Raw genomic sequence first — 26,977 nt, 5'->3', positions numbered from 1 at the left:
GCTGCAGTCAGGAGCGGCGGGAGCGGCGGGTGGGGGCTTTGGCCCAGCGCCAGATGACGGCGGTCCAGGCGAGGGCCGGTACGGCGAAGACTGCGGCGGCTATCTCGCGGCCGAAGACCAGGAAGACCAGGCCGGTCAGGAAGAACGGCAGGGCCAGCCAGACTGCGCCGATGAAGGCGGCCCAGCGCCAGCGGCCTGGTTGGCGTGGGGTGGGCGTGTAGAGAGCCGGCTGTGGGAGGCCGTGGAAGGCGGGTTGGAGGTCGGCGTGGGTGACGGCCTCGTTGGCGATGTCGACGCGGCGGTGGAGCTCGACCTCGTCGAGGCGGCCGATGGCGAACTGCTCGGAGAGCTCGTCGATGGCGAGGTGGCGTTCCTCGTCGGTCAGGCGCAGCGGCTGCATGCGGCGGCGCGCGGCAACGGCCCGCGCCTCTTGCCCGGCTGCCGCGGCCATACCGGCCAGGTTCGCCAGGTCAGCCCGCGGACGGCCCTTGTACCGATCGGTCATCCTCACACCCCACTCCTTCTTCCCGAGTGTGCCAGCGATGAGGGCAACACCCAACCGGAGCTGAGACAGATCAGGGAAGGGTCAGCCGTTCCCTGAGCCGGTCGAGCTGTTCGAAGGTCAGGCCGCTGTTGGTCAGGTACCCCGCGACATCGGTCGACCCGAGGAACGCGACCATCGCCAGGCAGTTGTCCGCGCAGTGCTGCTCGAGCGCGTCCGGGTCCAGCGGCGTCTCGCCGGCCGCGGGAGTCGCCTCGTAGTACGCGTTGATGGTCCGCAGGCCCAGCTCGTAGTCGTCGAGGATGTCGGCGACCGGGGTGCCGACCAGCTGGAGCAGCATCGCGATGATCATGCCGGTACGGTCCCGGCCGGCCTTGCAGTGGACCAGTACGCCGCCCTCCGGGGCGTCAGCGATCCGGGCGAACACCGAGGTGACCAGCCCCGGCCAGCGCCGGAGCACCTCGGAGTAGTACGCCGGGCTGTCCAGCCGGTCACCCCACACGGCCATGAACTCGGCGTCCTGCGGGTCCTCGATCGGGTGGTGCTGAATGACATCGAGCACCCGTACTTCGAGCCGCTCGTAGTCGTTCCGCAGGTCGATCACGGTACCGACGCCCGCCTCGGCCAGCTGCTTCCACCCGGTGTCGGTCAGCAGGTCCGGGCGCGCTGACCGATAGACCCGGCCCGGCTGGATCGTTCCCGACCCAGCCGGCAGTCCACCGAGATCCCGTGCGTTGACCGCGCCGTCCCAGTCGAGGTCGCGGCTCACGTCAGCCAAGAGCGGCCGGCAGCGTCGCGGACCAGGTGGTGCGGAGATCGGCCAGAGAGACCTCGAACTGGTCCTGTACGTCGAGGGACTCGCCGGTGACGACACCGATCTTGGTGTGCGGGAAGCGGCGAGCGGTGCACATGTCCGTGAACCGGATCTCTTCGGTGCGCGGTACGGCGACGACCGCGCGGCCGGCCGACTCGGCGAAGAGGAACAGGAACGGGTCGAGGCCGTCCGGCGCCCAGACGCGGGCTCCGACGCCGCCGCGAAGAGCAGACTCGACCAGTACCTGGGCGACACCGCCGTCGCTGACGTCGTGCGCCGCGTCGATCAGACCGTCGCGGGAGGCGTTGATCAGGATGTCCGCGAGCTGCTGCTCGTGGGCCAGGTCAACCGCCGGCGGGCGACCGCCGAGGTGGCCGTGGATGACGTGCGCCCACTCCGAGCCCGACAGCTCCTCCTCGGTCTCGCCGAGCAGGTAGAGCTGGTGGCCCTCCATCTCGGCGGTGAAACCGATCGGGGTCCGGCGGGTGACGTCGTCGATGACACCGAGTACGCCGACCACCGGCGTCGGCAGGATCGGCGTCTCACCGGTCTGGTTGTAGAACGACACGTTGCCACCGGTGACCGGGATACCCAGCTCGATGCAGCCGTCGACCAGGCCACGGATGGCCTCGGTGAACTGCCACATCACGCCCGGGTCCTCCGGCGAGCCGAAGTTCAGGCAGTCGGTGACCGCCGCCGGGCGAGCGCCGGTGGTGGCGACGTTGCGGTACGACTCGGCCAGCGCGAGCTTGGCGCCGGTGTACGGGTCGAGCTTGGCGAAGCGGCCGTTGCAGTCGGTGGAGACTGCAACGCCGAGGCCGCTCGTCTCGTCGACCCGGATCATCCCGCTGTCCTCGGGCTGCGCGAGCACCGAGTTGCCGAGCACGTACCGGTCGTACTGGTCCGTGACCCACGACTTGTCGCACAGGTTCGGCGAGGCGATCAGCTTGAGCAGGGTGTCCCGCAGCTCCTCGCCAGTCGTTGCTCGCGGCAACTTCTCGGCGCCGTCGGCCTGCAGCTCGTCCTGCCAGGCCGGCCGCGCGTACGGACGCTCGTAGACCGGGCCGTCGTGCGCGACGGTCCGCGGCGGTACGTCGACCACGCGCTCGCCGTGCCAGTCGATCTGCAGCAATCCGGTGTCGGTGACCTCACCGATCACGTCGGCCTGAACGTCCCACTTCTCGCAGATCTTGAGGAACTGCTCGACGTTGGCCGGCGTGACGACCGCCATCATCCGCTCCTGCGACTCGCTCATCAGAATCTCTTCCGGAGCAAGGGATGCGTCACGCAGCGGCACCTTGTCGAGCGAGACGTGCATACCGCCGTCGCCCGCGCTGGCCAGCTCGGAGGTCGCACACGACAGCCCGGCGCCACCGAGGTCCTGGATGCCCTCGACGATCCGGGCCGCGAACAGCTCGAGCGTGCACTCGATCAGCAGCTTCTCCATGAACGGGTCGCCGACCTGTACCGCGGGACGCTTGGTCGGCCCACCGTCCGCGAAGGTCTCCGACGCCAGCACCGAGACGCCGCCGATCCCGTCGCCGCCGGTCTTGGCGCCGTACAGGATGATCTGGTTGCCGACGCCGGTCGCGTTGGCCAGGTGCAGGTCCTCGTGCCGCATGACGCCGACGCAGAGCGCGTTGACCAGCGGGTTGCCCAGGTACGTCGCGTCGAAGACGACCTCGCCACCGATGTTCGGCAGGCCGAGGCTGTTGCCGTAGCCGCCGACGCCGGAGACGATGCCGGGCAGCACGCGCTTGGTGTCCGGCGCGTCCAGCGGGCCGAACCGCAGCGGGTCCATCACCGCGACCGGGCGGGCGCCCATCGCCAGGATGTCGCGGACGATGCCGCCGACGCCGGTCGCAGCGCCCTGGTACGGCTCGACGTAGGACGGGTGGTTGTGCGACTCGACCTTGAAGGTGACCGCGTAGCCCTCGCCGATGTCGATCACACCGGCGTTCTCGCCGATGCCCGCGAGCATCTTGCCGGCCGGGGTCTCCTGCGGGATCTCACCGAAGCGCTTGAGGTGCACCTTCGACGACTTGTAGGAGCAGTGCTCGCTCCACATCACCGAGTACATCGCCAGCTCGCAGCTGGTCGGCCGCCGGTCCAGGATGTCGCGGATCCGCTGGTACTCGTCCGGCTTCAGCCCGAGCTCCGCCCACGGCTGCTCCACGTCCGGCGTACTGGTCGCGTTACTGACGGTGTCGGTCGACACTTGATGACTCCTGAACTAGGTGGGACTCGGGTACAACGCTAGCGGCCAGCAGGTGGGCCACCAGCAAGGGCAGGGTGAAGCCGGTCATGATCGCGGGCAGGGCGACCCCGGCGTCGTTCAGCAGCATGCCGACCAGACCACAGGTCGACAGCGCGAGCAGTGTCGGCCGGACCATCGGCCGGCTGGCGTAGAAGCGGCGGTACGCCTCGAAGGGCACCTTGTCCGGCCAGACGCTCGCATACATGGCCAGCAAGACTCCGGCGAGCATGAACCAGCCCGCCGGGGTGTGGAAGAAGGCCAGGGCCATCTGCAGCTTGCGGATCAGTACGTCGCTCACGTCACCGTCGAGCAGCCGCGCCACGAACGTACCGAAGTGGCTGCGCTGGTCCTCCGGCCGGAGGAAGTCGAGGAAGGCGACAGCGGACACCGCGAGCACGCCCGCGACCCCGATGCCGACCAGTGCCTTGAGGGTGATGCCACCACGCCAGGTCAGCCAGGCCAGCAGCAGTACTGCGGGAGTCAGCGCGATGATGCCGCCGAAGTCGGTCCCCCAGCCGGGCTTGCCGTCCACGATGATCGCCAGGCCGCCGATAGCCAGTACTGCGAGCGCCGCCTTCACCCTGCTCTGGTCCAGCAGCCGCTGCGCGACCCATCCGGCCGTGACGAGGGCTGCGACGGCCAGGGTCGCGAACGTCGAGTTGCCGAAGCCGTAGAAGCGTCCACCGATCACCGGTCCGTCGGCGAACATGCTGCCGAACTGCAGCGGAGTACCGAGCACTCCGTCGACCAGCAGGATCAGGTACGCCGCTAGCAGGATCCCCAGCGCGGCCCATTGCTTCAGGACCGCTCGGGCGACGCCTGCGAACACAGCGCTGATCGCCAGCACTACGAAGTACAGGGACAGCCCAGGCGACGGCCAGCGCCACCACACGGTCGCAGTGGAGAGGAAGACCGCGATGAAGAACCCGCCTTGGGCAAGCAACGTGAATTCACTCGTACTACGAGCCCGCCGGCTCCGCGTCTTGAGAAACCACCCGAGGGCGATCAACTGCGCCGCAAGCAAGGTCATCGCGACGGCGATCAGCACCGGCCGCGGATGCTCGAACCGCTCGTTGGTGTCCAGCCGGTCCTCGATCACCGAGGCCGTGGACTTGCCTGCCGCGCCGCTCTGGTCGTGCCGGTCGCCGTCGACGGCGAGCTGGTTGCCGTCGAGCGGGCCGGGTTGCTCTTCGCCCGCCGGGTCGAGCTCCTTGCCGACGCCGCGGAGCACGGTCGCGGTGACGTCGGTCAGCTGGATCAGGCCAGGGCGTCGAGTCGAGTCACTGGTGAGCCAGCGCGGACCGTCGGCCGGCGGGAACTGCATCGCGACCAGCGGCTCCTGGTGCGCGTTGGCGGTCTCCTGGCTGATACCGACGAGGAGGACCCAGGCGACCGGCGAGGTGTCTTGGGCCTGCCGCACCAGATCGGCGACCTTCTTGCGCGCTTCGTCGCGGCCCTCGCGCAGCGGGAGCGCGCCCGCGTCGATGATCGCGTCACTGCAGTTGTCGTCGAAGGTCTCCCGGTCGAAGGCCGGTTTCCAGGTGGCGACCGTGCCGTCGGGTGCCGCGGTGGCGATCGCAGCGCCGGGGCCGAAGCCGCAGACTCGGTCACGGCTCGCGGTCAGTCGGCCGAGCGGAGCGCCGGTGTGGTGCTCGGCCTGGCGGTCGACGTACGTCTGCCAGTTCTGGATCTTGCCGTCAGTCACCGTGGGCAGGTCGCCGCAGGGCTGGTCCGGGACGCTGCCCCAGGCGCGGGTGCCCGCGCTGATGGTCAGCCAGCCGTCGATCGGGCAGGTGTGCGGACCGGCGGTCTTCACGGTGATCGAGCCGACGTTCGCCTGACCGACCAGCGCGGTCAGCTCAGGCGACGCCTTCACATCGTTCCAGCTCAACCCCGGCACCCCGACCACAATCACCTTGGCCGGCTCACTGAGCGCCGGGCTGGCCAGCGCCGACCCGGTGAGAGCCGGCTCAGCGGGGACCGGCGCAGCGTTCGCCGTACCGGCTGCCGACGCGGAGGCGGCGAGGAGGACGGCGGCGGCCGACAGCAGCCGCCGTACTCCAGGTGGTCTCATCAGGAGGCGACTACGGCCTTCAGAACCGAGGTGAAGAAGCCGAGGCCGTCGGTGCTCGGGCCGGTCAGGGTCTCGACGCAGTGCTCGGGGTGCGGCATCAGGCCGACCACGTTGCCGCGCTCGTTGCTGATCCCGGCGATGTCGCGGTACGAGCCGTTCGGGTTGTCGTCCAGGTAGCGGGCGACGACCAGGCCCTCACCCTCGAGCCGGTCCAGGGTGGCCTCGTCGGCGACGAAGCCACCGTCCTGGTTCTTCAGCACGATGGTGATCTCGTGGTTCGCGTCGTAGTCGCTGGTCCAGGCGGTGCGGTTGTTCTCGATCCGCAGCGGCTGGTCCTTGCAGATGAACTTGCGGTGGTTGTTCTTGATCAGCGCGCCCGGCAGCAGGTGCGACTCGCAGAGCACCTGGAAGCCGTTGCAGATGCCGAGCACCGGCATTCCCTCGCCGGCCTTCTTGATGATGGTCTCCATCACCGGCGCGAACCGGGAGATGGCGCCGGCCCGCAGGTAGTCGCCGTAGGAGAAGCCGCCCGGCAGGACGACCGCGTCGACCCCGTGCAGGTCGGCGTCGCCGTGCCAGAGGGCGACTGCTTCGGCGCCGGCGACGGCTGCCGCGCGGCGGGCGTCGGCGTCGTCCAGCGAGCCGGGGAAGGTGACGACCCCGATCTTCACTGGACGTCTGCCTCGACGTGCAGGGTGTAGTCCTCGATCACCGGGTTGGCCAGCAGCGTGTCGGCCGCCTTGCGGATCTCGGCGACCCGTTCCTCGGTCGCCTCACCGTCCAGGGTGATCTCGAAGCGCTTGCCCTGACGCACATCGGCCACGCCGTCGAAGCCGAGCCGGCCGAACGCGCCGTGCACCGCCTTGCCCTGCGGGTCGAGGATCTCGGGCTTGAGCATGACGTCGACGACAACGCGAGCCACTGAAACTCCTGGTTCGGACCGGGGATGACGCCTGAATCCTACCGACCACCGCCCGATCTGCCCGCATCGGCGACTATTCACTCAGTACATACATCGTGTGTATAGTCGATCGCATGGCAACCGCGGAGCTTGTTCTGGGCCTGCTGGCCGACGGCCCGGCGCACGGGTACGACGTGAAGCGCGGCCACGACGCCTGGTTCCCGGACAACCGGCCACTGGCGTTCGGGCAGGTCTACACGACGCTCGGCCGGCTGGCCCGCGACGGCCTGGCCGAGGTGGTCGACCGGGGCTCGGAGGGCGGGCCCGAGCGGACCGTCTACGCGATCACCGACAAGGGCCGCAAGCACCTCGCCGATTGGCTGCTCGATCCGGTACCACCGGCCTGGGGCAGTGCTGACGAGATGCTCCGCAAGCTGGTCGCCGCCGTACGGACCGGAGGCGACCCGACCGAGTTCCTGGCCAGGCAGCGGGCGAGCCACCTGCGCCGGATCCGCGAACTCAACGCCACCCCGACCGGGGACGACCCCACCTCACCACTGGTCCGCGAGTACACGGTCGCCCATCTCGACGCCGACCTGCGCTGGCTCGACAGCGTCATGGAGCGCATCACCGAGCAGAAGGAGCCCCGCCGATGACTGCACTGGAACTGCGTGACGTCGAGTACAGCTACCGCCGCAACGTCGCCCTGCGCGGCGTCACTCTCACCGTCGCGTCAGGCGAGGTGGTCGCGATCACGGGAGCCAGTGGCGGCGGCAAGTCCACCCTGCTGCACTGCGCGGCCGGCATCCTCCAGCCCGACAGCGGGACGGTGAGGGTCGACGGGCAAGACCTGTCGGCGCTGACCGAGGAGGAGCGCAGCAAGTACCGGCGCAGCCGTATCGGTGTGGTCCTGCAGTTCGGCCAACTCGTCCCTGACCTGTCGCTGGCCGACAACGTCGCTCTACCGCTTCTACTGGACGGCCACAGCCGCCAAGCGGCGCGTACGTCGGCTATCGAGTGGCTCGACCAGGTAGGGGTCGCCGACGAGGCAGAAGCCACCCCGGCCGAGCTGTCCGGAGGTCAGACCCAGCGAGCTGCCGTGGCCCGGGCGTTGATCACCGGTCCGGCCGTCGTACTCGCCGACGAGCCGACCGGGAGTCTGGACAGCCGGGCCGGACAGGAGTTGCTCGACGTACTGCTCAAAGCGACCCGTGATCGCGGGGCCGCGCTGGTGATGGTCACCCACGACAACCTGATCGCCGCCGTCGCCGACCGCGAGGTCCGGATCCGCGACGGCGTGATCCAGCACGAAGTGAGGCTCACATGAAGCTCTCCGCCGCCATCCAACTGTCCCGGTCCCGTACTCCGGCCGACCGCAGCAGGATCCGGCTCACCACCGTGGCAGTCGGGTTGTCCGGTGCCCTGGTGATCGGCGCCCTCCGGATCGGCCGGCTCGGCCCCGGCGATCTGCCGAAGTCCACCTACAGCAACTACCTGGCCGAGGAAGGCCTTCGACCGGGCGTCATCACGGTGTTCGTCATCCTGGCCGTCCTTGCGGCAGGACTGGCCGGTCAGTCGTTGCGGATCGGCGTCGCGGCACGCGAGCGGCGATTGACCGCAGTACGGCTGGCAGGCGGAACGCCTCGGCAGATCAAGCAGCTGGGCGCGGCGGACGCCGCACTGGCAGGACTTGCCGGTGGCCTGCTGGCGGCACCGATCTACCTGGCCCTGAGCTTGGTGTTCGCGACACTGCCACGGATGGCCAGGCTGCTACCGGGAGCCGACCTGTTCGACCTGCCGGCCTGGCTGGCTTGTGTCCTGTTCACTACAGCAGTCGGAGCGATGATCGGCTGGTCCTTGACCATCGATCGCAGCCCGGCCGAGCCCATGTCGTACCCCAACGGTCTGCGGCTGGCGATAGCCCTCGCAACGATCCTGCTGGCACTGTTGTTGATCGCTGGGCCGTTCGGCATCGGCTATGCCCTTGTCCTGCTCGTACTACCGGTCTTCGCCTTGCTGGGCGGCTCACGGATGACCGTCGGCATCGGACGCCGCCTGATCCGGTCCGCCGCACCACTCAATGTGCTCGCCGGAGCACGGCTGGTCGCAGACTCCCGGCCGACCGGCCGGATGAGCACCCTGCTCGGCTGCTGTGGCCTGGTGGTCGGATTCCTGGCGAGCAACATCCTGGACCTGATCGTGAGGCCGATCCCGCTCGACGAGAACCTCCGCCAGAACCTTGGCCGGGTCCCGGTCGAGTCGACCAACGAGGGTTTCTATCTGACCGGCTTCGCCTTCGCGACAGTCGGTCTGGGCCTGATCGTCGCGACGGCCTTCGTCGTCCTGCTCGTCGGCGTCACCGACCAGCTCGTCGACCACCGTCGCCAGCTCGCCTGCCTGACCGCGTTCGGCGTCGATGCCCGGTTCCTGCGCCAGGTCCTCGAACGCCAACTCGCGGTCGCCGCCTGTCCCGCGCTCGCGGTCGGCTTGTTCTTCGGCTTCGTGATGGGTCCCGCCATCAGCTTCCAGGGGTTGAGCAGAGGGGGCTTCGGGCCGTTGCTGCTGGTCCTGAGCGGCTTGTTGCTGGCCGCTGTCGGCGCCGGCCTCGGCCTCCTCGGAGCCCACCTCGCGGGGTACGTACTGCGGAATCACGTCCAGGACGCGTTGGCGCCCGAGAACCTCCGGGCCGCCTGATGAGCACCGCGCCGATGGTCGTGCACAAGCCCGGACTCCTGCTCGGGCTGCCCAACCGGATCACGCTGGCCCGGACCGTCCTGGCGATGCTGATCGCGACGGTGGCCTTCGCGACCGGCGACCTCGCCTGGCTGATCGCGGGCTATGCGGCGTACTGGATCGGCGACATCGCCGACGGAGCGGTCGCGCGGCATCGCGACGAGGAGACGATCGCGGGCGCCGTCTTCGACATCGTCTGCGACCGGGCCTGCTGCTTCCTGCTCGCCGCGGCGTTCATGGCCACCTATCCGACCGTGATCGGGCCGCTGGCGATCTTCCTGATCCAGTTCGGGGTGCTCGACACGATGCTGTCGCTGGCGTTCCTGCTCTGGCCGGACTGCATCAGCCCGAACTACTTCTACCGGATCGACCGGCACATCTACCGCTGGAACTGGTCCAAGGTGGCCAAGGCGCTGAACACCGGAGCCGTCGTGGTGTCGCTGCTGATCGCCTCCTTCATCGACGCCGCCTGGCTGCCGTACGAGGTGGCGCTCGCGGGCGTGGTGGTCAAGGTGGTGTCGCTGGAGCGGCTGGTCGCGATCGTGCGGGGGCGGCGGCCCGCAGTACCGGCTGTGAAGTAGATGACAGGGCACAGTGGTGCTAAGTCCCGTGCCGAGGGCCGGGATGGGACATAGCCTCGAGGTCATGTGGGTTTGGCAACTGGTGCTGGCGATCGGATTCGGGATCGGGTCCGCCGTCATCCCTGTGCTGAACGCCGAGGTCTACGTGCTCGGGGTCGGTGCCTCCGGCAAGCTCGATCCGGTGGTCGCCGCGATCGGGGTGTCGATCGGGCAGACGATCGGCAAGGTGGCGATGTTCCTGGCGGTGCGGTACCGGCCGGGCTATGCGGCGAAGAAGGGCAAGCCACCCAAGCCGGTCGACCTCGGGACCCGCCGCGGCCGGTTCGTCCAGTGGAACCGCGATGTCAGCAAGCGCCTGCTCGACGCGCTCAGCGACCGGCGCTGGGGCATCCCGGTCACGCTGCTGAGCTCGTCGGTCGGCATCCCACCCCTGTACGGGGTGGCGCTGATAGCGGGCGCGAGCCGGATGGGCGTAGTCACCTTCTCCCTGTCCGTCCTGGCCGGCCGCGCCGCCCGCTTCATCACCCTTGCGCTGGGTGTCAGCCTCTTCTAGCTACAGCGGTAGCTGCTCGCTTGCTTCGGGTCTCCGTACCCCTTGTACTTCGAAACGCTCGGGTAAGCGCACAGGTCGCGGCGCTCCGTCCCATCCACGGTTGCCGCCGGCAACGTGGCAGGAGCCTGCCCCTGCTCGACCCACTTGACCAGCGATGCCAGCGGGTCGGTCGGCGTGATGCCACCGCCGCAGTGCCCGGCCCCCGGCGCCAGGAAGAGGCGGTAGAAGTCGTTCACCCGAGTACTGCCGCCCAGCTCGCGCTCGACCCGCTTGCGGTAGTCGACAGTGCCCAGCGCCGGGATCAGCGAGTCCGAGAGCCCGTGCCACGACAGGAGCTTGCCACCGGAGCGCCGGAAGGCCGACAGATCCGGGTCGTCGCTACCGATGACCTCGTTGTACTGCGCCTCGGACTGCCGGAACAGCTTGGCGTACTGGCTGTAGGTGAGCGTGCTGGTGTCGAACGCAGGGTCCAGCTTCAGGAAGTCGCGCACCCAGCTGTCCGGTACTACGAACGGCACCGCCTTCCCATCCGCCGTGGCAGCCAGCCCGTCGAACGCGGAACCGCGGGTCAACCCGTACCAGAGCCCACGCGGCCCATCCCAGATCTTGCGAACGACCCGGGCATCGGCGGCAGTGATCGTCACCGGCTTGCCATCGCAGAGCACTGTCTTGCCGACCAGCCGCTCCGGCGCCCAGGTGCACTTCTGCGGCTGGTCGATGACACCGTTGACCACCCCGTCCTTCGAGTCACACGCTTGCACCGCGGCCTTGTTGAACTCGTCGAAGACACAGGCCGTCGGGTACGTGTGCTCCTGGTTCATCACCACGGCCGGCCAGATCGCGGCCACACCCCAGCGATCCCAGTTCACGGCCGGCGACTGCGCGAGGATGCCGTCGAAGTCGTCCGGGTGCTGTTGCGCCTCGATGTACCCCTGACGGCCACCGGTCGAACAGCCGGTCCAGTAGGAGTAGTTGGCGGCATGTCCGTAGTACTGGTTGGTGACTGCCTTGCCGACGGTCGCGAGGTCGTGCAGGGAGCGGGATGCGAAGTTCAGCAGCAGGGCCTGGTTGACCTTGCCGTCCTTGAGCGCCCAGGCGTCCGCGGTGAACGGGGACGGGCCGACACCGGCGTCGGTGGAGGCAACGGCGTACCCGGCCTTCACTGCGTTCACCCACGGGATACCGAACTCACCGGCCTGGTAGGCGCTACCACCGAGGGCCTGGAACCTGCCGTTCCAGCCCGTCTTGGGCAGCCACACCACGGTCTTGACGTGATCACCCGCGCCCGGGTGGCTGAGCTGGACAGTGACCTCGCAGTACGCCGGTACGCCGGTGACCGGGCCACTGGGGAAGGGCGGGTTGGGCGGGATGACGACTGTGCCGCCGGGCTGGTCGACACCGGTCAGCGAGTCGATGCGGACACCCTGCGGCGCCTTGATGGAGACGGTGGTGCAAGCAGTGGCGGTACTGGCTGCGGTGGTCGCTGCTGAGCTGCCGGGCAGCGGCATCAGCGCGGCCAGCGGGACGACCGCCGCCAAGATGGTCAGGATTCGTTTCATGGCACCACCACATCAATCGGCGGTGCGGGCAACCAGGGATACTTTGTCCTGTGATCCAGCCCACCCTGAACCGGGCGCTGCTCGCAGACTTCCTGCGAACCCGTCGGGAGCAACTCCAGCCGGAGGCCGTCGGCCTGCCCCGGGCGCCGCGCCGCCGGTCGAGCGGGCTGCGCCGGGAAGAGGTCGCGGAGCTGGCCGGTCTGTCGACGGACTACTACAGCCGGATGGAGCAGCAGCGCGGCCCGCGGCCGTCCGAGCAGCTACTCAATGCGCTCGGCGAGGCGCTGCGGCTGTCGGACGACGAGCGCAATCATCTGTTCCGGATCGCCGGGTATCCCAACCCTCCGCAGTACCTGCACGACCGGCCGGCCGACAACCTCGTCCGGGTGATGCGGCAGCTCGAACACACCCCGGCGCAGATCTGCAGCCACCTCGGCCAGACGCTCGTCCAGAACCGGCTGGCGATCGCCGTCTTCGGGGATCACTCCCAGTTCCGCGGCTTTCGCAGGTACTGGGCGTATCGATGGTTCCTCGAACCCGCGGAGCGCGAGCTCTACGCGGTGCAGGACCACGCGGTGATCGGCCGGGCGATCGTTGCCGAGGTGCTCGCGACGCACGGCGCCGATCCGTCAGCGCCGGAGGCGGGCGCGCTGGTGAACACCTTGCTGGGCAAGAGTTCCGAGTTCGCCGAGGTATGGGCCGAGCATCCGGTCTTCGCGCAGGACTGGCCGCGGCTGCACCTGAACCATCCGGAGGTTGGCCCGCTCGAGCTGAACAGCGACTTCGTCGTCGACGCCGACCGGTCGCAGTTCCTCGCCGTCTTCACCGCCGATCCGGACGGCGCCGACGAGGAGAAGCTGCGCGCGCTGGCCAAGCTCAGCGACGATTTCGTCTGGTGAGTCCTAGCTGAACTTCTGGCCGGTGAGGCGCTCGTAGGCGTCGATGTACGCCGACCGCGTCCGCTCGATCACCTCGGCCGACAACGGCGGCGGCGCCTCCCCCGAGTGCCGGTCCCAGCCCGAGTCGAACTGCAGCCAGTCGCGCACGATCTGCTTGTCGTACGACGGCTGCTGCTTGCCCGGAGCCCATTCCGCGGCCGGCCAGAAGCGGCTGGAGTCCGGCGTGAGGACCTCATCGGCGAGCACGATCGTCCCGTCCGCGCGGGTGCCGAACTCGAACTTGGTGTCGGCCAGGATGATCCCGTGCTGCTCGGCGGTCGCGTGTGCCTGCGAGTAGATGTCGAGCGTCAGCTTCCGCAGCGCGCCGGCCAGCTCGGCGCCGACGGTCGCCACGACCGCGTCGTACGAGACGTTCTCGTCGTGTTCGCCGAGGTCGGCCTTGGTCGCCGGGGTGAAGATCGGCTCGTCCAGGCGGGATCCCTCGACCAGTCCGGCGCGCAACGGGATGCCGCAGACCTCGCCGGTCGCGTTGTAGTCGAGCAGGCCGGAGCCGCTCAGGTAGCCGCGGGCGACGCACTCGACCGGCAGCATCTCCAGCTTCTCGCAGATCACCGCCCGGCCCGTGACCTCGGCCGGCACATCGGTCGAGATGATGTGGTTCGGCACGTCGAGCTGCTCGAACCACCACAGGCTCATCGCGGTCAGCACCTTGCCCTTGTCCGGGATCGGCGTGTCCAGGATCCAGTCGAACGCGCTCATCCGGTCGCTCGCGACCATCAGGAGATTGCCCGACTCCAGCTCGTACAGATCCCGGACCTTGCCGGAGTGGAGATGCTTCGCACCGGGGATCTCGACAGCCTGCGGAGGTGTGATCACACCGGCGATTGTTCCACCTTGCGACGCTTGGCCAGCAATCCGGCTGTTTTGCCGCCCACGGAGAGGACGGCGTCACGGAGTGTGCAGGCGAACTTGCTGTCCAGTTGGCCGAGTACGCCGATCTGGTGCGAGCGCTTGACCAGCTTGGTCGTCGCGGGGCGGCGCTCGGCGTCGTACGCGGTCAGGTCCTTGCCTGCGCGTAGTACGCGGGCGAGCGCACCGGCGTCCTCGATCGCTGAGCAGGCGCCGCGGCCCATGTTCGGCGTCATCGCGTGCGCCGCGTCGCCGAGCAGGAGCACACGGCCGTGGACGAACGGGAGCAGCGGGGTCGGCAGGTCGTAGATGTCGTTCCGCAGCACGTTCGGCGTGGCCGCGAGCAACGCCGGAATGGGCTCATGCCAGTTGGCGAACAAAGTCTTTACGTCGTCATCGGCACCGCCCGGTTCGCGATTAGCCGTTGCATACCAATAGATCCGGCCGTCGATCAGCTTCGCGAACCCGAATCGTTGCCCACGGCCCCAAGTCTCACCACCACTGTCCTCGACCTCCAGCTCGGCGATCCCCCGGTACGCCGTATAGCCCGAGTACCGAGGCCCCTGGTACTCCGGAGCCAGCAACCCACGAATGCCCGACCGAATCCCATCAGCAGCCACCACCAACTCCGCCCGGTACTCCGCACTACCCGGCTCCAGGCCGCCAGCCCCTGCCTCGCCCGACGCCGCACCACCCGACCCCACCCTGGTTGCCGTAACCGTGACCCCGTCCGCGTCCTGCGTTAGGCCGGTCACCGTCGCGCCCGTGTGGATCGTCACCGCCGGGCCGAGCCGATCGGTGATCAGCTGGTGGAGTTGGGCTCGGTGGAGCATCACCGGCAGCTCGATCCCCAGCTCGGCCGCCTCGACGATCCACCGCCCGTCCCACCGGCGCATCCCGGCCGCCTCCCCCAGCCGCGCGGCCTTCGCGACCCCCTCGACACCCAACTCCTCCAGCACCGCAGCAGCCCCCGGCCAGACCGAGATGCCCGCTCCGACCTCCCCCAGCTCCGCCGACCGCTCCAGCACCGTGACCTGCCAGCCGCACTGCTCCAGTGCGACGGCCGCCGTCACCCCACCGATCCCCGCTCCCACCACGATCGCTGTCCTCATGCTCCCGACTCTACATCTGTAGAGTCCGGATGAGTAGAGTATGCGCGTGACGAAAAAGGTGCCGCTCGGCGAGGACCGCCGGGCCGCCATCGCGGACGCGGCCATCCAACTCGTGGCGACCCGGGGCCTGCGCGGCCTCACCCACCGCGCGGTCGACGAGCAAGCCGGCCTCCCACCGGGCTCCACCTCGTACTACCTCCGCACCCGCGGCGCCCTACTCACCGCCTGCGTCAACCGCATGCTCGAGCGAGACCTCGCCCGCAACTCGCCGCCCGCGGGGCCGCCGTCCACAGACCGCCCCACTGACCCATCCCCCACCCCGCCCGCAGGTCCGCCGTCTGACGCCGAGCTACGCGAGCTCCTGGTCCGCATGGTCGTCGACCTGGCCCGCGACCGCCCCTACGACCTCATCGCCCGCTACGAACTCTCCCTCGAGGCCAGCCGTCAACCAGAGCTGCGCGACGCGATCACCCAGGGCGGCCGACTCCTCCGCGAAGGCCTCGCCGACCTGCTCGCCGCATTGGGCGTCCCGGACGCCGACACCGTCGCCTGGCCGGTCGCCGCGATGATGGACGGCTTGCTCTACGACCGGGTCGCGGGCGCCGGTACGACGCTGTCGGCCGAGGCCTTCGAGAGCGGAGTACGGCAGAGCCTGGCCGCCCTGTTGAGCGGATTGCGACACGCCTAGCACAACGAGTTACCGGCACCGACTCTAAAGTGGCAGTCACTTCCGTATTTAGCGCCTGGGGGCCAGATGGCACAGTCAATCGCGGAGCGCTTCGCCCGGATCGCGACCTCGGAGCCGCCCGCGGAGACACGCGTTCTGCTCCGTCGCGCGATCGTGCTCGGCGGGAGCATGGCGGGGCTGATGGCGGCCCGGGTGCTGAGCGACCACGCTGACGAAGTACTGGTGATCGAGCGGGACGGGTCCGAGGAGTCGGCGTTGCCGCGCCCCGGCGTACCGCAGGGCAGTCAGGTACATGCGCTGCTACCGGCCGGACATGCGCAACTCGATCGATGGTTCGCCGGGTTCACCGCCGCCGCGCTCGCGGATGGCGCGGTGGATCCGCCGCCGGAGCAGATCCGCAACTACTTCAACGGCGTGATGGCCCCACAGGCGCCGGCCGGCACGCTCGGTCAGTCATTGGTGAGCACGCGGCCGTTTCTCGAGTACCACGTGCGGCGACGGACCCTGGCCATCGAGAACATCAAGGTCGTCCACGGGAGGGCGGACGGACTCGAGTTCGACGGCGATCGGGTGAGCGCGGTCCGGTACCAACCGGCGGGCGGCGAATTGGTCGTCGAGGCCGCGGACCTGGTGGTCGACGCGACCGGACGGTCGAGCCGGCTGAGTGACTGGCTCGGCGCGGCCGGGTGGCCGCAGCCGCCGATGCTGCGAATGCCGATCAAACTCAACTACGCGAGCGCGCTGTTCCGGCGGGACCCGAAGATCAGCGACGTCGGGATCTCGATCGCGCAGAACCAGGCCGGCCGCATGGTCACGCCACGGCAAGGCGGCGTACTGGCCGTCGAGGGAGATCGCTGGCTGGTACTGGTCGCGGGCTACGGCGACGATCGGCCGACCCGTGACCTCGGCGACTTCAAGAAGCGCTGCCGGGAGGACTTCCCGCCCGATTTCGGGCAGATCGCGGACCATGGCGAGCTGCTCGGCGACGTGATCACCTATCACCAGGCGGACAGCCGACGCCGCGAGTACCACCGGCTGAAGCGCTTCCCCGCCAGGCTGATCGTCGCGGGTGATGCGGTCGCGTCGTTCAATCCGGTCTATGGGCAGGGGATGACGTCGGCGACGCTGCACGCGTCGTGCTTGTCCGCTTATCTGCGGTCCGATCCGGCGCTGGACAAGCCGGCTCGGCAGTACTTCGAGCAGGTACGGCTGGTCGTCGACGCCGCGTGGCGGGTGTCGACGTTCGCCGACCTGGAGTTGCCGCATGTGGACGGTCCGTACCCGCGCGGCTATCGCCTGGCCCAGTGGAGATCCGGTCTCGTGGCACGAGCCGCGGCGCTGGATCCCGGGCTGGGCCTGCAGTCGGCCCGGGTGACCACGATGCTCGACCATCCGAGCGTGCTCTCCCGCCCGCAGACCGTACTGCGCGCGTTGCGACTGCGCCTGCTGCCGTCGTAGTCAGAGCCGGTCGGTGAAGGTGACGAAGGTGAAGTACGCACTGCCGACGACCATGCCGAGGTGACCGAGCAAGGACAGGCCGGCGCCGCTGCCCCAGGCGTCGGTCGCCTTGTCCCTCGCGTGTTTGCTCGCGCTCGGCAGCCAGCGGGCCAGCAGCAACAATCCGACCAGGGAGAGCAGGTACCACCCGCCCAGCGCGCCGATCGCGATCTCCTTGCGCCCGGTGACCATGGCAACGATCCAGGCGATCAGGGTCAGCACACCGACGGTCGTGTGCACTTTGACGAAGGCGGCGGAGAAGCTCGCCACACCGCTGGAGCGGGACGTGCCCTCGGGATCACCGCCCAGCCGGACACGCGTCAGCAGCACGACGACCGCCCCGAGCGCGGTCAGGAACCAGGTGACGTTCGACCATTCCACGCCCGATCCTTACCCCGCAATTCACTCCAACGAACGTTTGAGCGTGTCGCCCGCATCCCAAGACACGGCCGACACGCTCAAGACCACCCGACTAACTGGTCCGAGTCTGCCCGGTCCCGGTCCCCTGCTGCCCCTGCCCCGGTACGGTCCCTTGCCCCGGTACGACGCCTTGCTGGCCCTGCTGCGGCACCGTCCCCTGCTGGCCTTGCTGCGGCACCGTCCCCTGCTGGCCCTGCCCCGGTACGGTCCCTTGCCCCGGGAACTGCCCCTGCCCCGGGAACTGTGGGAATCCACCACCGGGCCCACCCTGCGTCGGCGTGGTCCCACTGCCGTCACCCCAGGCATGCCCCACCGCAGTCCCACCCAGGAAGGCCAGCACCGCCAGCAACGACCCAGCCCCGGCCAGCACCAGCCCACTCGGCCGCTTCGTGCCGGACTTCTCCGGAGCCTGCTGCTGGACCTGGTACGGAGCCTGGCCAGGCTCACCCGGCCCCGCCGGACCACCGGTCTGCGCCGGAATCGGTCCACCGGTGTGCGCCGGAGTCGGTGCACCGGGCGGTGGCTGGTGCTGGGCACCCCCTACCCACTGCGGTACCGGAGCGCTCGTGTCGTTGGTTGTCTCAGTCATTCTCCTGCTCCCGTTCACTTGCTGCTGAGGTCGTAGATGGTGGTGCCGCCGACGGTCTGCGCCGTGTAGTTCTGCGCCACCCAGGTACTGATCTCGCTCGAGGTGCCGCCGCGGCCGCCGCCGAAGCCGCCGCCGGAGCTGCCGACGAAGTAGTGGACCTTGCCCTGGGCAACCAATTGCTGGAACTCGGCGAGCGACGGCGCCGGATCGGTTCCGTTGAAGCCGCCGATCGACATGATCGGGACCTCGGCCGCGATCTGCAGCGGAGCCGCCGCATTGGAGGTGATCGCCGCAGCCGCCCAGGTGTACCCCTTGGCGCCCTGCTGCAACAGCGAGACCAGATCACTGGAGACCCCACTGATCCCGCCACCGCCAAGGAAGCCACCCATCGCACCGCCACCCTGCGTGCGCCCAGTCGGAGCGCCCTGCCCGGTAGTACCAGGTGCGGTCGTGGTGCCAGGTGCAGTAGTCGTTCCAGGCGCACCATTGGCGGCCCGCCCAGGAGGCATGCCCATCCGGCCACCGCCGAACCCACCACGGCCACCCGCACCAGCGGGCCCAGCCGACGGGATCGCGCCGGCGTGTGTCGTACTGATCGTCTGCACCGAGTATGCCGCCGGCCCGGCCAGCGCCGTCAACGCGAGCAGCGTCGCCGCGAACAGCCCGGTACGCCGTACCGCCGTCCGATGCAGCGTCAACTCCGGCAGCACCAGCACCAGCCCAGCAGCCACCACACCGACGATCAGCACGGTCCACCGCAACCACGGCTGCCACGTCGGCGTCGCGTTCAGCAACGAGAAGCTCCAACCGGCTGTCAGCAACGCTCCACCCGCAAGCGTCGCCCGGGCCAGCCACTCACTACGCCGCCGCCACAGCACCATCGCCGCCGCACCGACCAACGCACCGATCGCCGGCGCCAGCGCGATCATGTAGTAGCTGTGGATGATCCCCTGCATGAAGCTGAAGACCAGCCCGGTCACCAGCAGCCAACCGCCCCACAGAATCGCGAAGGCCCGCGTCCGATTCGTCCGTCCACCCTTGCCCGCAGCAACGATCAGCACAGCGGTCGCCAGCAACGCGGCCGGCAGCAACCACGCGATCTGACTCGCGAACTCACCACCGAACAACCGCTGCAACCCGGTCGCGCCACCCCATCCGGGGTTGCCGACGCCACCGCCGACCGACCCGGTCTCGTTACCCGTCAACCGGCCGAGCCCGTTGTAGCCAAGGGTCAACTCGAGAATGCTGTTCGTCGACGACCCACCGATGTACGGCCGCGCCGACGCCGGGATCAACTCGACGATCGCGATCCACCAACCTGCACTGACGATCAGCGCAGCCAGCGCGATCAAGCTGTGCACCAGCCGCTTCCCCAGCGCCGGCTTGCCCGCGACCAGGTACGCCAGACCGAAGGCCGGCAGGACCAGGAACGCCTGCAGCATCTTCGTCAGGAATCCGAAGCCGACCAGCGCCCCGGCCAGCGCCATCCAGCGCCACGCGTACTTCTCCGAGTCGATCGCCCGGGTCACCGCCCAAGCGCCCATCACCAGCAGCAGGATCAGCAACGCGTCCGGGTTGTTGAACCGGAACATCAACACGGCCACCGGCGTCAGCGCCAGCACGGCACCCGCGAGCAACCCGGCATTGGCCGAGAACCAGCGGCGTACCGACACATACACGAAGCCGACGCTCACCACGCCCATCAGCGCTTGTGGGATCAGCATGCTCCAGACGCCGAAGCCGAAGATCCGTCCGGACAGCCCCATCACCCACAGCGAGGCCGGCGGCTTGTCGACGGTGATGAAGCTCGACGAGTCGAACGCCCCGAAGAACCAGGCTTTCCAGCTCGTCGAGCCCGCCTGCACGGCGGCGGCATAGAACTCGTTGGCGTAGCCGTTCTTCGAGAGCCCCCACAGGTAGGCGATCGCGGTCAGGACCAGCAGGCCACCGAACAGCGCCTTGTCGCGGCTGATCGCGTAGGCCGTGACGCGCGCCCCCGGCCGGCTGCGTTCGGCGCGCGACGGCGCCGCTGTCGTCGGTTCGGTCAGAGTGCTCATCAATTGCTCCGGGTGCTGTCGAGAACCGCCGGGGGTTCGAGAGTGGGGAAGGTTGGCGCCTCGTCGTCGAAGACCCAGGCCTGGAAGAGGCTGAACCGGACGATCGTCGCGGCCAGGTTGGCGGCCGTCAGGACGACGATCTCGACGCTGTGTGCCGGTACTGCGACCGCCGTGTGCAACAGCCACAGCGCGGAAGCGGTCAGCGCCCAGCCGATGCCGAAGGTGACCAGTCCGCGCAGTTGGTGCTTGGTGCGGTTCTCCACACCCCGTACGCCGAACGTGACGCGGCGGTTGAGTGCGGTGTTACCGATCGCGGTGATCAGCAGGGCGAGGACGTTTGCGACCTGGGCCGGCATCGCGTGCCGCAAAGCCAGGTACAGAAGGATGTATGCGAGCGTGCTGACCACGCCGACGCCGGCGAAGCGCAGTACGCGAGCAGCGAGCGCGGTCCGCGGATCGGCGATCGGGGGCCGGCCGAATGCCTGCCGCACCGACTCGAGCGGGATCCGTCCGCGGCCGAGGTTCTTGCTCAGCCGGGCGATCCCGCGCAGGTCCTCGACGACGGTCTTGGCGATCGCGACCCGCGAGTCGAGGTCGTCGACCCAGTCGACCGGTACTTCGTGGATCCGCAGACCGGCCCGCTCGGCAAGTACCAGCAGCTCTGTGTCGAAGAACCAGCTCGTGTCCTCGACCAGCGGCAGCAACTCGACGGCGACGTCCCGCCGGATCGCCTTGAACCCGCACTGCGCGTCCGAGAACCTCGTCCCCAAGGTTGCCCGCAGCAACAGGTTGTAGCCCCGGGAGATGGCCTCCCGTTTGGGCCGTCGCACCACCCGCGACCCTCGCGCCAGCCGCGATCCGATCGCCACGTCGCTGTGCCCCGCGAGCAGCGGAGCCACCAGCGGAAGCAGTGCATTGAGATTGGTCGAGAGGTCGACGTCCATGTAGGCGAGGACTTCCGCCTCGCTGGACGACCACACCTGCTTCAGCGCACGACCACGCCCCGGCTCCTCGATCCGGACGATCCGGACCCCCGGCAGCTCGGTCACCAGCAGCGCCCCGATCTCCCAGGTGGCATCGGTACTGCCGTTGTCGGCGATACAGACCTCGGCCGGAAACGGGAACGCACTGTCCAGAAACGCGCGCAGCCGCCGAATATTGGGACCGAGGTCGTACTCCTCATTGCGAACGGGTACGACGATCTCGACCCGAGGATGACCTGATGTCTGCATGCCCCCGATACTGTCCAGCGAACCTTAGCCACTCCCTGTGCACGCCTGGCAGTTCCCTGGGAGTCCCGCCCGAACACGCCAACCCCCACGTCCACCAGGGCAGACCCACCCCACGGACAAGCCCACATCCCTCATGGTTGAGAGGTCGACCGATCACCTGGGGGAAAGCTGATGCTCCGTACTACGCGCCGCCTACTGGCCCTGACCACCGCCCTACTCGCCGCCACCACCCTCGGCACCACCACGGCAACCGCCGACCCACAGCCGCCGCCGTTCCGGATGAACCTGGTCAACCAGAACAGCGGCCTGTGCCTCACCGGCACTGACGCCAGCCAGAACTTCGCCGTGCTCCAACTGCCGTGCAACGGGAGCAACTCCCAGCAGTGGGAGAGCAGCTGGACCGCGTACTACATGAAGGATGTCCAGACCGGTCGTTGCCTGAGCACCCTGCTGGGAACCGGACAGCTGAAGACTGTGGACTGCTGGTGGAACGGCCCCGAGAGCACCTGGTACGAAGCAAGCAAACCCCAGACCTGGAACTTCAGCGGCAACCCCACCCAGTTCAACAACCGAGGCCTCTGCCTAGGCATCCTCCCCGGCAACTCCTGGGTCCGAGCCCTCGACTGCAACAGCGGCTCAACCACGGTCTGGTACCGGTGATGGGCGGGATACGGCGACTGGCTGCGATCGGAGCCGCGACGCTTGCGGTAGCGATGGTCGGCACCGGGGTGGCGGCTGCGGAACCGCCGACTGAGCCGTTTGTGATGAACCTGGTCAATGCGGACAGCGGGCTCTGTCTGACCGGCACCAATGAGGGCTACGACTTCGCGGTACTTCAGCTGCCCTGCAACGGGAGTGAGGCGCAGCAATGGCAGAGCGCGCCGGACAACCACTACCTGATGGATCTGCAGTTCAAGCGGTGCATCGCGGCGTTGCCGAACACCAGCCAGGTCAAGACCTACCCCTGCTGGTGGAAGAACGGCCAGCCGTACGATCCGAAGCAAGGATGGGGCTTCGCACAGGGCAGCACGCCGACCAGGTTCTCCAATGACGGTCTCTGCCTGGGCATACTGCCCGGCAACTCCTGGATCCGGCGGCTCGACTGCAACAGCGGAGCTCGGGTTACCTGGTACCGCTAGTACGCCGCAGCCACAGCAAGCCCAGGATGGGGAGGACCAACGGGACGTAGCCGTAGCCCTGGCCGAAGTGGGACCAGACTGTGGCGTCGGGGAAGTCTTCGGGGGTGGTGTAGCTGAAGGCGCCGATGCCGACGACTCCGATCAGCTCGATGATGATCGCCACCGTGGCGACCTTGCGGGAGATGATGGTTGCTTTGGCCAGGGCGAAGGTGGCGGCGCAGTAGATGACTGCGGCAACGGCCGAGAGGATGTAGGCGATCGGGGCGTCGGAGAACTGGGTGGCGATCTGGACTGCGGCTCGGCCGGTTGCCGAGAGGGCGAAGAGGCCGTAGACGGCGATCAGGATGCGGCCCGGGCCGTGCCGGGTCGCCGATGCGTCGGCCATCTCAGACCGCCCACAGGTCGTGCAGCCGGAGCTCGAGCACCGGTACGACGATGCAGGCGATCGCCAGTGCGCCGGCGCCCCAGCGGCTGCTCTCGGTCAGGGCCCAGAGGGCGCCGATCGGGAGGATCAGCAGCGAGCCGATCAGGTAGCCGACGAAGAACGGGCCGGAGACATCGCGATCCGTGCCGACGAGCTGGACGATCCCGACCACCAGCTGACCGACCAGCAGGACCTCGAGTACACCGGTCAGGCCGAGCAACGGCCAGTTGATCCGGCGATCCAGCCCGGCGATCGACAGCGCGAAGATCGTCGCGGCCAGCGACAGGGCCACCAGGACCAGGGTGAGCGGTTCGTACACGAGCTAGAGGATGTCACCCGGCGTGTAGGCGGCGGCCTCGGGGTAGCGCTTGGCCAGCGTGTCGATGGTGGCGACGACCGCGTTGACCTGTGCGACGGCTGCTCCGGTGAAGGACAGCGGCTCGCCGACGATGCCGACGATCTGCTCCTCGGTCAACCCGAGCCGGCCGTCCTCGCCGAGCCGGTGGAACAGGTCGTTCGCCGGGGTCCCCTTGCGCAGGTCGAGCGCCACCGCGACGGCGTGCTCCTTGATCACCTCGTGCGCGGTCTCCCGGCCGACCCCGTTCTTCACGGCGGCCATCAGCACCTTCGTGGTGGTGAGGAACGGCAGGTACCGCTCCAGCTCGCGGGCCACGACCGCCGGGTACACGCCGAATTCGTCCAGCACCGTCAGGAACGTCTCGAACAACCCGTCCAGCGCGAAGAAGGCATCGGGCAGGGCTACCCGGCGTACGACGGAACAGAAGACGTCGCCCTCGTTCCACTGGTTGCCGGCCAGCTCGCCGGTCATCGACGCGTACCCACGCAGGATGACGGCCAGTCCGTTGACCCGCTCGCAGGACCGGGTGTTCATCTTGTGCGGCATCGCGGACGACCCGACCTGGCCCTCCTTGAAGCCCTCGGTGACCAGCTCGTGCCCGGCCATCAGCCGGATCGTCGTCGCCAGGCTGGACGGCCCGGCGGCGAGCTGGACGAGCGCCGAGACGACGTCGTAGTCGAGCGACCGCGGGTACACCTGCCCAACACTCGTCAGCACCCGGCGGAAGCCCAGGTGCTGCGCGACCTCCGACTCGAGCCCGGCGAGCAGCTTCTCCTGGCCGTTGAACAGGTCGAGCATGTCCTGCGACGTACCCACCGGGCCCTTGATGCCGCGCAGCGGGTACCGGTCGATCAGGTCCTCGAGCCGGGCGATCGCGACCAGCAGCTCGTCGGCCGCCGAGGCGAACCGCTTGCCGAGCGTGGTCGCCTGCGCCGCGACGTTGTGCGAGCGGCCGGTCATCACCAGCGCCGCGTGGTCGGCCGCCTTCTGGCCGAGCTGTACGACGGTCGCCACCGCGCGATCGCGCACCAGCTCGAGGCCGGCCCGGATCTGCAACTGCTCGACGTTCTCGGTCAGGTCCCGGCTCGTCATGCCCTTGTGCACGTGCTCGTGCCCGGCCAGCGCGTTGAACTCCTCGATCCGCGCCTTCACGTCATGCCGGGTGACCCGCTCCCGCGCCGCGATCGACTCCAGGTCGACCTGGTCGATCACCCTGCGGTAGTCCTCGATCACCCCGTCCGGCACGTCGACGCCGAACTCCTTCTGCGCCCCGAGCACGGCCAGCCACAGCTGCCGCTCCAGCACGATCTTGTACTCCGGTGACCACAGCTCCGCCATGGACGGGCTGGCGTAACGCGCAGCAAGAACGTTCGGGATCCGGGGCTTACGAGGAGTCGGCACGTACCCCATTCTCTCTCAACCTCACCGCCCCACGGTCAACAGGGCACGGCAGGTCAGCGCCAGAGCCAGCGGAGGTACTGGTCGAGGGGTTCTTGGGGTGGGGTCTGGGTGGGCGGTGGCGGCGGTGTGATCGGGTGTGAGTCGCCCGGGGCGATCTCCTCCACAACCAGCATTGTCGGCATACCTATGTACATGCGCCGAATGCCCGAAAAGTTGCCTGGGGTGAAAAGTTTCTTCAGACAGCTTCTCGCAGAAAGTAAGCAACGGTCGCGACCCGCTCCGTCACCGAGCCACGGACGGTGAGAATCGGTACTCCGCTCGCCGTCACCCACGAGTTGAGATAGCTGTCCAGCAGCGCCTGGAACTCGGTCGTGATCGGCGCATCGGCCGGCAGCGGGAACTCCACCGGCACCCAGACGATCAGGTCGTACCGCTCACCCAGGGTGGTCCACGTGTCGATGGCGACCCCCTCGGCGAAGCCGCGGAGTACGGCCTCGTTGTCAGGAAGGCGGGCCAACAGATAGGCCCACTCGTGCAGAACCGAGCCGTCCGAGATGAAGGAGTGAGCAGCCGTCTCGCCCCGCACCCGCTCCCACGACCGCCGTACTGCGAGTTGGCAGATCTCCGCAGCCGAGCAGTCGGCCAGTTCCTTCCGATGACCCGGTCGTGGATCCCGCATCGGACTGAGCTGGACGACGCCGATCCCGGTCTGAGCGTGCAGCGCATTGGCCAAGGTCGTCTTGCCGGCGCCATGCGCACCGACCAGCGCGAGCCTCACTCGCTGCCGCCCGGGTCCAGTAGCTCGAAGGAGCCGAGCTCACGCTGCGCCCAGCTGATGTCGTCGAACCTGGTGCCGATCACCACGCGTGACCCCAGCAACGCCATGAAAGGCGCGTCGGAGTGGTGATCGCCGTACCCGATCGAGTCGGCCAGATCCGCGTTGCGGCGCCGGAGCAGATCGCAGACCGCCTGCCGCTTGGCCTCGCCGACGAGCGGGAGTTCGACCTCGCCGGTGTAGCGGCCGTCGCGGACCGTCGGCTCCGTGCAGATCACCTCGGCCTGCGGGAAGCGCCGGACGATGGGTTCGAGAGCCGGCCGGAAGGAGGCCGACAGGACGACCAGGTCGCGGCCCGCGGCGACGTGTCTGGCGACGTGCGCGATCACGCCGGGGTGGAAGAAGCTGCGTGGGCCGAGCGCTGAGCTCGACCAGTCGAGGGCGAGGTTCGCGACCTCGTCGACCTCGCGGTCCTGCCACCAGGTGAAGTACCGGCGGTTGGTGAACTCGCGGGGAGCGCCGCGCTCGCGGTGGGCCCGCAGGTCGGCGAGGAAGGTCTCGCCGCGTTCGCGGATGTTGCGGCGGCGGGCGTCGAAGCGGAGCAGCGAGAAGAGTGAGTTGATCCGGAGCAGTGTCCCGTCCGCGTCGGCGATCACCAGCCGCGGACGAGCCGAACGGCCGGTGGTGGGGATGGCGTCGAAACCGTCGGGAGCGGGACGGGTGGGGGCCACTGGGGGATTCTCCGTTCGTGGTCGTGGCAGCCCCGGGCCGGAGTGATGAGCTCCGGCCCGGGAGTGGGATTCAGACGCGTTCGAGTTCGGAGCGGGTGTCGATGGCGTCGTAGTCGGCCTTGGCGCGGGCCACCGCCTCCTCGATGGAGATCACAGTGGGCAGGTTGTAGTGGCCGGTGATCGAGACCAGGCGTTCCTCGACCGTGCCGCCGGCGGTAAAGGTCGGGATGCCGAGCTTGTCCACCTCGGCCTGGATCATCTCGTCGGCCAGCAGCCGGAACCGCTCGTTCACCGGACGGTGGCCGTCGGCAACCATCGGGAACTCGATCGGCAGCCGGACGAAGGCGTCGTAGTTAGCCAGCGCATGCTGCTTGGCCGGTACGCCGAGTTTGTCGATCACGTCCTCGAAGTACCGGATCTCGTCGGTCCGCTCGACGTTCTCCATCGTCGTGTTGGCGGTCGGGTTGACGCCGACGATCACCCGGACGGTGCCGTAGATCCATTCGTGGATGGACGATCCGTCGGAGATGAAGCTGTCGCCCAGGTGCGACTCGTTCACCGCGCGCTCGGTGTTGCGGCGGGTGATCAGCATCAGGATCTCCGACCCCGTGCACTGCTCGAGCGTCTTGCCCGGCACCGAGATGGGCAGCAGCTCCCGCATCGTCTTGGCCGCGCTGCGGGGGATGCCGGTGTAGTGGGCCAGAGCCGTCGTGGTGATGGTCTTGCCGGTCGAGTACGTTCCGGAGACTGCTAGTCGCATGAGGTGTTCTCC

The 26,977-nt window shown here is 68.7% G+C and carries 29 protein-coding genes; 10 read left to right on the top strand and 19 right to left on the bottom strand.

The annotated features are described in order from the left end of the window. Window positions 1–7 precede the first annotated feature (7 nt). The 6 genes from ABD768_RS40255 to purS all read right to left on the bottom strand — a co-directional run bounded on the left by ABD768_RS40255 (window position 8) and on the right by purS (window position 6,569). Entirely contained in the window at window positions 8–505 is a 498-nt protein-coding gene (locus ABD768_RS40255) for a DUF1707 SHOCT-like domain-containing protein (protein WP_343974841.1), read from the bottom strand. Window positions 506–575: 70 nt separating this feature from the next. Next, window positions 576–1,271, bottom strand: coding sequence for a tyrosine-protein phosphatase (locus ABD768_RS40250; RefSeq protein WP_344849978.1), 696 nt, complete (start codon window positions 1,269–1,271; stop codon window positions 576–578). 1 nt (window position 1,272) lies between these two features. Then, entirely contained in the window at window positions 1,273–3,534 is a 2,262-nt protein-coding gene (gene purL / locus ABD768_RS40245) for a phosphoribosylformylglycinamidine synthase subunit PurL (RefSeq protein WP_344849794.1), read from the bottom strand. Continuing rightward, on the bottom strand, window positions 3,512–5,647 hold the full coding sequence (locus ABD768_RS40240) for a hypothetical protein (RefSeq protein ID WP_344849786.1): 2,136 nt from the start codon (window positions 5,645–5,647) through the stop codon (window positions 3,512–3,514). Before ABD768_RS40240 ends, purL begins: the two co-directional genes overlap by 23 nt. Continuing rightward, the gene (gene purQ, locus ABD768_RS40235; RefSeq protein ID WP_343974832.1) at window positions 5,647–6,318 is read right to left on the bottom strand and encodes a phosphoribosylformylglycinamidine synthase subunit PurQ; all 672 of its coding nucleotides are present in this window, start codon (window positions 6,316–6,318) and stop codon (window positions 5,647–5,649) included. Before purQ ends, ABD768_RS40240 begins: the two co-directional genes overlap by 1 nt. Further along, entirely contained in the window at window positions 6,315–6,569 is a 255-nt protein-coding gene (purS, locus tag ABD768_RS40230) for a phosphoribosylformylglycinamidine synthase subunit PurS (protein ID WP_343974829.1), read from the bottom strand. Before purS ends, purQ begins: the two co-directional genes overlap by 4 nt. A gap of 113 nt (window positions 6,570–6,682) precedes the next feature. Between purS and ABD768_RS40225 the strand changes: the two genes are divergently transcribed. From ABD768_RS40225 to ABD768_RS40205, 5 genes are all read left to right on the top strand, one after another. Then, entirely contained in the window at window positions 6,683–7,204 is a 522-nt protein-coding gene (locus ABD768_RS40225) for a PadR family transcriptional regulator (RefSeq protein WP_343974826.1), read from the top strand. Beyond that, window positions 7,201–7,875, top strand: coding sequence for an ABC transporter ATP-binding protein (locus tag ABD768_RS40220; RefSeq protein ID WP_344849783.1), 675 nt, complete (start codon window positions 7,201–7,203; stop codon window positions 7,873–7,875). The genes ABD768_RS40225 and ABD768_RS40220 overlap by 4 nt, the downstream gene beginning before the upstream one ends. Next, window positions 7,872–9,242, top strand: coding sequence for a hypothetical protein (locus ABD768_RS40215; RefSeq protein WP_344849781.1), 1,371 nt, complete (start codon window positions 7,872–7,874; stop codon window positions 9,240–9,242). Before ABD768_RS40220 ends, ABD768_RS40215 begins: the two co-directional genes overlap by 4 nt. Then, window positions 9,242–9,862, top strand: a complete 621-nt coding sequence (locus ABD768_RS40210; protein ID WP_344849779.1) for a CDP-alcohol phosphatidyltransferase family protein — start codon at window positions 9,242–9,244, stop codon at window positions 9,860–9,862. Before ABD768_RS40215 ends, ABD768_RS40210 begins: the two co-directional genes overlap by 1 nt. 64 nt (window positions 9,863–9,926) lie before the next feature. Continuing rightward, window positions 9,927–10,415, top strand: coding sequence for a hypothetical protein (locus ABD768_RS40205; protein ID WP_343974814.1), 489 nt, complete (start codon window positions 9,927–9,929; stop codon window positions 10,413–10,415). On the opposite strand, the gene ABD768_RS40200 is transcribed toward ABD768_RS40205, so the two are convergent. Continuing rightward, window positions 10,412–11,974 (bottom strand): tannase/feruloyl esterase family alpha/beta hydrolase, encoded by a 1,563-nt coding sequence (locus tag ABD768_RS40200; protein ID WP_344849760.1) that lies wholly within the window; start codon window positions 11,972–11,974, stop codon window positions 10,412–10,414. The genes ABD768_RS40205 and ABD768_RS40200 overlap by 4 nt on opposite strands. A gap of 50 nt (window positions 11,975–12,024) precedes the next feature. Here ABD768_RS40200 and ABD768_RS40195 point away from each other — a divergent pair, with 50 nt between their 5' ends. After that, window positions 12,025–12,873 (top strand): helix-turn-helix transcriptional regulator, encoded by an 849-nt coding sequence (locus ABD768_RS40195; protein ID WP_344849758.1) that lies wholly within the window; start codon window positions 12,025–12,027, stop codon window positions 12,871–12,873. A gap of 3 nt (window positions 12,874–12,876) precedes the next feature. Here ABD768_RS40195 and ABD768_RS40190 read toward each other — a convergent pair whose 3' ends face one another. Both ABD768_RS40190 and ABD768_RS40185 read right to left on the bottom strand, forming a co-directional pair. Continuing rightward, complete coding sequence (locus ABD768_RS40190; protein WP_344849756.1) at window positions 12,877–13,749, bottom strand: phosphoribosylaminoimidazolesuccinocarboxamide synthase; 873 nt, start codon at window positions 13,747–13,749, stop codon at window positions 12,877–12,879. Next, on the bottom strand, window positions 13,746–14,894 hold the full coding sequence (locus ABD768_RS40185; protein ID WP_344849754.1) for an FAD-dependent monooxygenase: 1,149 nt from the start codon (window positions 14,892–14,894) through the stop codon (window positions 13,746–13,748). Before ABD768_RS40185 ends, ABD768_RS40190 begins: the two co-directional genes overlap by 4 nt. A gap of 46 nt (window positions 14,895–14,940) precedes the next feature. Here ABD768_RS40185 and ABD768_RS40180 point away from each other — a divergent pair, with 46 nt between their 5' ends. Then, window positions 14,941–15,582, top strand: a complete 642-nt coding sequence (locus ABD768_RS40180) for a TetR/AcrR family transcriptional regulator (RefSeq protein WP_344849752.1) — start codon at window positions 14,941–14,943, stop codon at window positions 15,580–15,582. A gap of 66 nt (window positions 15,583–15,648) precedes the next feature. Continuing rightward, on the top strand, window positions 15,649–17,040 hold the full coding sequence (locus tag ABD768_RS40175; protein WP_344849750.1) for an FAD-dependent oxidoreductase: 1,392 nt from the start codon (window positions 15,649–15,651) through the stop codon (window positions 17,038–17,040). Here the strand turns inward: ABD768_RS40175 and ABD768_RS40170 are convergent, their stop codons facing one another. The 4 genes from ABD768_RS40170 to ABD768_RS40155 all read right to left on the bottom strand — a co-directional run bounded on the left by ABD768_RS40170 (window position 17,041) and on the right by ABD768_RS40155 (window position 21,377). Further along, window positions 17,041–17,460, bottom strand: coding sequence for a hypothetical protein (locus ABD768_RS40170; RefSeq protein ID WP_343974793.1), 420 nt, complete (start codon window positions 17,458–17,460; stop codon window positions 17,041–17,043). Window positions 17,461–17,551: 91 nt separating this feature from the next. Next, window positions 17,552–18,088, bottom strand: coding sequence for a hypothetical protein (locus ABD768_RS40165; RefSeq protein ID WP_344849744.1), 537 nt, complete (start codon window positions 18,086–18,088; stop codon window positions 17,552–17,554). A gap of 14 nt (window positions 18,089–18,102) precedes the next feature. Further along, window positions 18,103–20,145 carry a glycosyltransferase family 39 protein gene (locus ABD768_RS40160; RefSeq protein WP_344849741.1) on the bottom strand — a complete coding sequence of 681 codons (2,043 nt, stop codon included), beginning with the start codon at window positions 20,143–20,145 and terminating at the stop codon, window positions 18,103–18,105. Then, complete coding sequence (locus ABD768_RS40155) at window positions 20,145–21,377, bottom strand: bifunctional glycosyltransferase family 2/GtrA family protein (RefSeq protein ID WP_344849739.1); 1,233 nt, start codon at window positions 21,375–21,377, stop codon at window positions 20,145–20,147. The genes ABD768_RS40160 and ABD768_RS40155 overlap by 1 nt, the downstream gene beginning before the upstream one ends. Window positions 21,378–21,548: 171 nt before the next feature. Here ABD768_RS40155 and ABD768_RS40150 point away from each other — a divergent pair, with 171 nt between their 5' ends. Together ABD768_RS40150 and ABD768_RS40145 are read left to right on the top strand one after the other, a co-directional pair. Further along, window positions 21,549–22,037: a ricin-type beta-trefoil lectin domain protein gene (locus tag ABD768_RS40150; RefSeq protein WP_344849737.1), complete on the top strand. Its 489-nt coding sequence runs from the start codon at window positions 21,549–21,551 to the stop codon at window positions 22,035–22,037. Continuing rightward, complete coding sequence (locus ABD768_RS40145) at window positions 22,037–22,516, top strand: ricin-type beta-trefoil lectin domain protein (protein WP_343974778.1); 480 nt, start codon at window positions 22,037–22,039, stop codon at window positions 22,514–22,516. Before ABD768_RS40150 ends, ABD768_RS40145 begins: the two co-directional genes overlap by 1 nt. On the opposite strand, the gene ABD768_RS40140 is transcribed toward ABD768_RS40145, so the two are convergent. The 6 genes from ABD768_RS40140 to ABD768_RS40115 all read right to left on the bottom strand — a co-directional run bounded on the left by ABD768_RS40140 (window position 22,500) and on the right by ABD768_RS40115 (window position 26,965). Beyond that, window positions 22,500–22,901, bottom strand: coding sequence for a hypothetical protein (locus ABD768_RS40140; protein WP_343974775.1), 402 nt, complete (start codon window positions 22,899–22,901; stop codon window positions 22,500–22,502). The genes ABD768_RS40145 and ABD768_RS40140 overlap by 17 nt on opposite strands. A 1-nt stretch (window position 22,902) precedes the next feature. After that, on the bottom strand, window positions 22,903–23,259 hold the full coding sequence (locus ABD768_RS40135; RefSeq protein WP_343974772.1) for a hypothetical protein: 357 nt from the start codon (window positions 23,257–23,259) through the stop codon (window positions 22,903–22,905). A 3-nt stretch (window positions 23,260–23,262) separates the two neighbouring features. Beyond that, the gene (purB, locus tag ABD768_RS40130) at window positions 23,263–24,708 is read right to left on the bottom strand and encodes an adenylosuccinate lyase (RefSeq protein WP_343974769.1); all 1,446 of its coding nucleotides are present in this window, start codon (window positions 24,706–24,708) and stop codon (window positions 23,263–23,265) included. A 226-nt stretch (window positions 24,709–24,934) separates the two neighbouring features. Beyond that, window positions 24,935–25,477, bottom strand: a complete 543-nt coding sequence (locus ABD768_RS40125) for an AAA family ATPase (protein ID WP_343974766.1) — start codon at window positions 25,475–25,477, stop codon at window positions 24,935–24,937. After that, window positions 25,474–26,205 carry an HAD family hydrolase gene (locus tag ABD768_RS40120; protein WP_343974763.1) on the bottom strand — a complete coding sequence of 244 codons (732 nt, stop codon included), beginning with the start codon at window positions 26,203–26,205 and terminating at the stop codon, window positions 25,474–25,476. Before ABD768_RS40120 ends, ABD768_RS40125 begins: the two co-directional genes overlap by 4 nt. Window positions 26,206–26,275: 70 nt before the next feature. Then, the gene (locus ABD768_RS40115; protein WP_344849733.1) at window positions 26,276–26,965 is read right to left on the bottom strand and encodes an AAA family ATPase; all 690 of its coding nucleotides are present in this window, start codon (window positions 26,963–26,965) and stop codon (window positions 26,276–26,278) included. Window positions 26,966–26,977 lie beyond the last annotated feature (12 nt).

The sequence above is a fragment of the Kribbella ginsengisoli genome, assembly GCF_039537185.1.
Taxonomy (GTDB): Bacteria; Actinomycetota; Actinomycetes; order Propionibacteriales; family Kribbellaceae; genus Kribbella; species Kribbella koreensis.
Note: the sequence above shows the minus strand (reverse complement) of the source record. Positions and strands in the feature narration are given on the sequence as shown.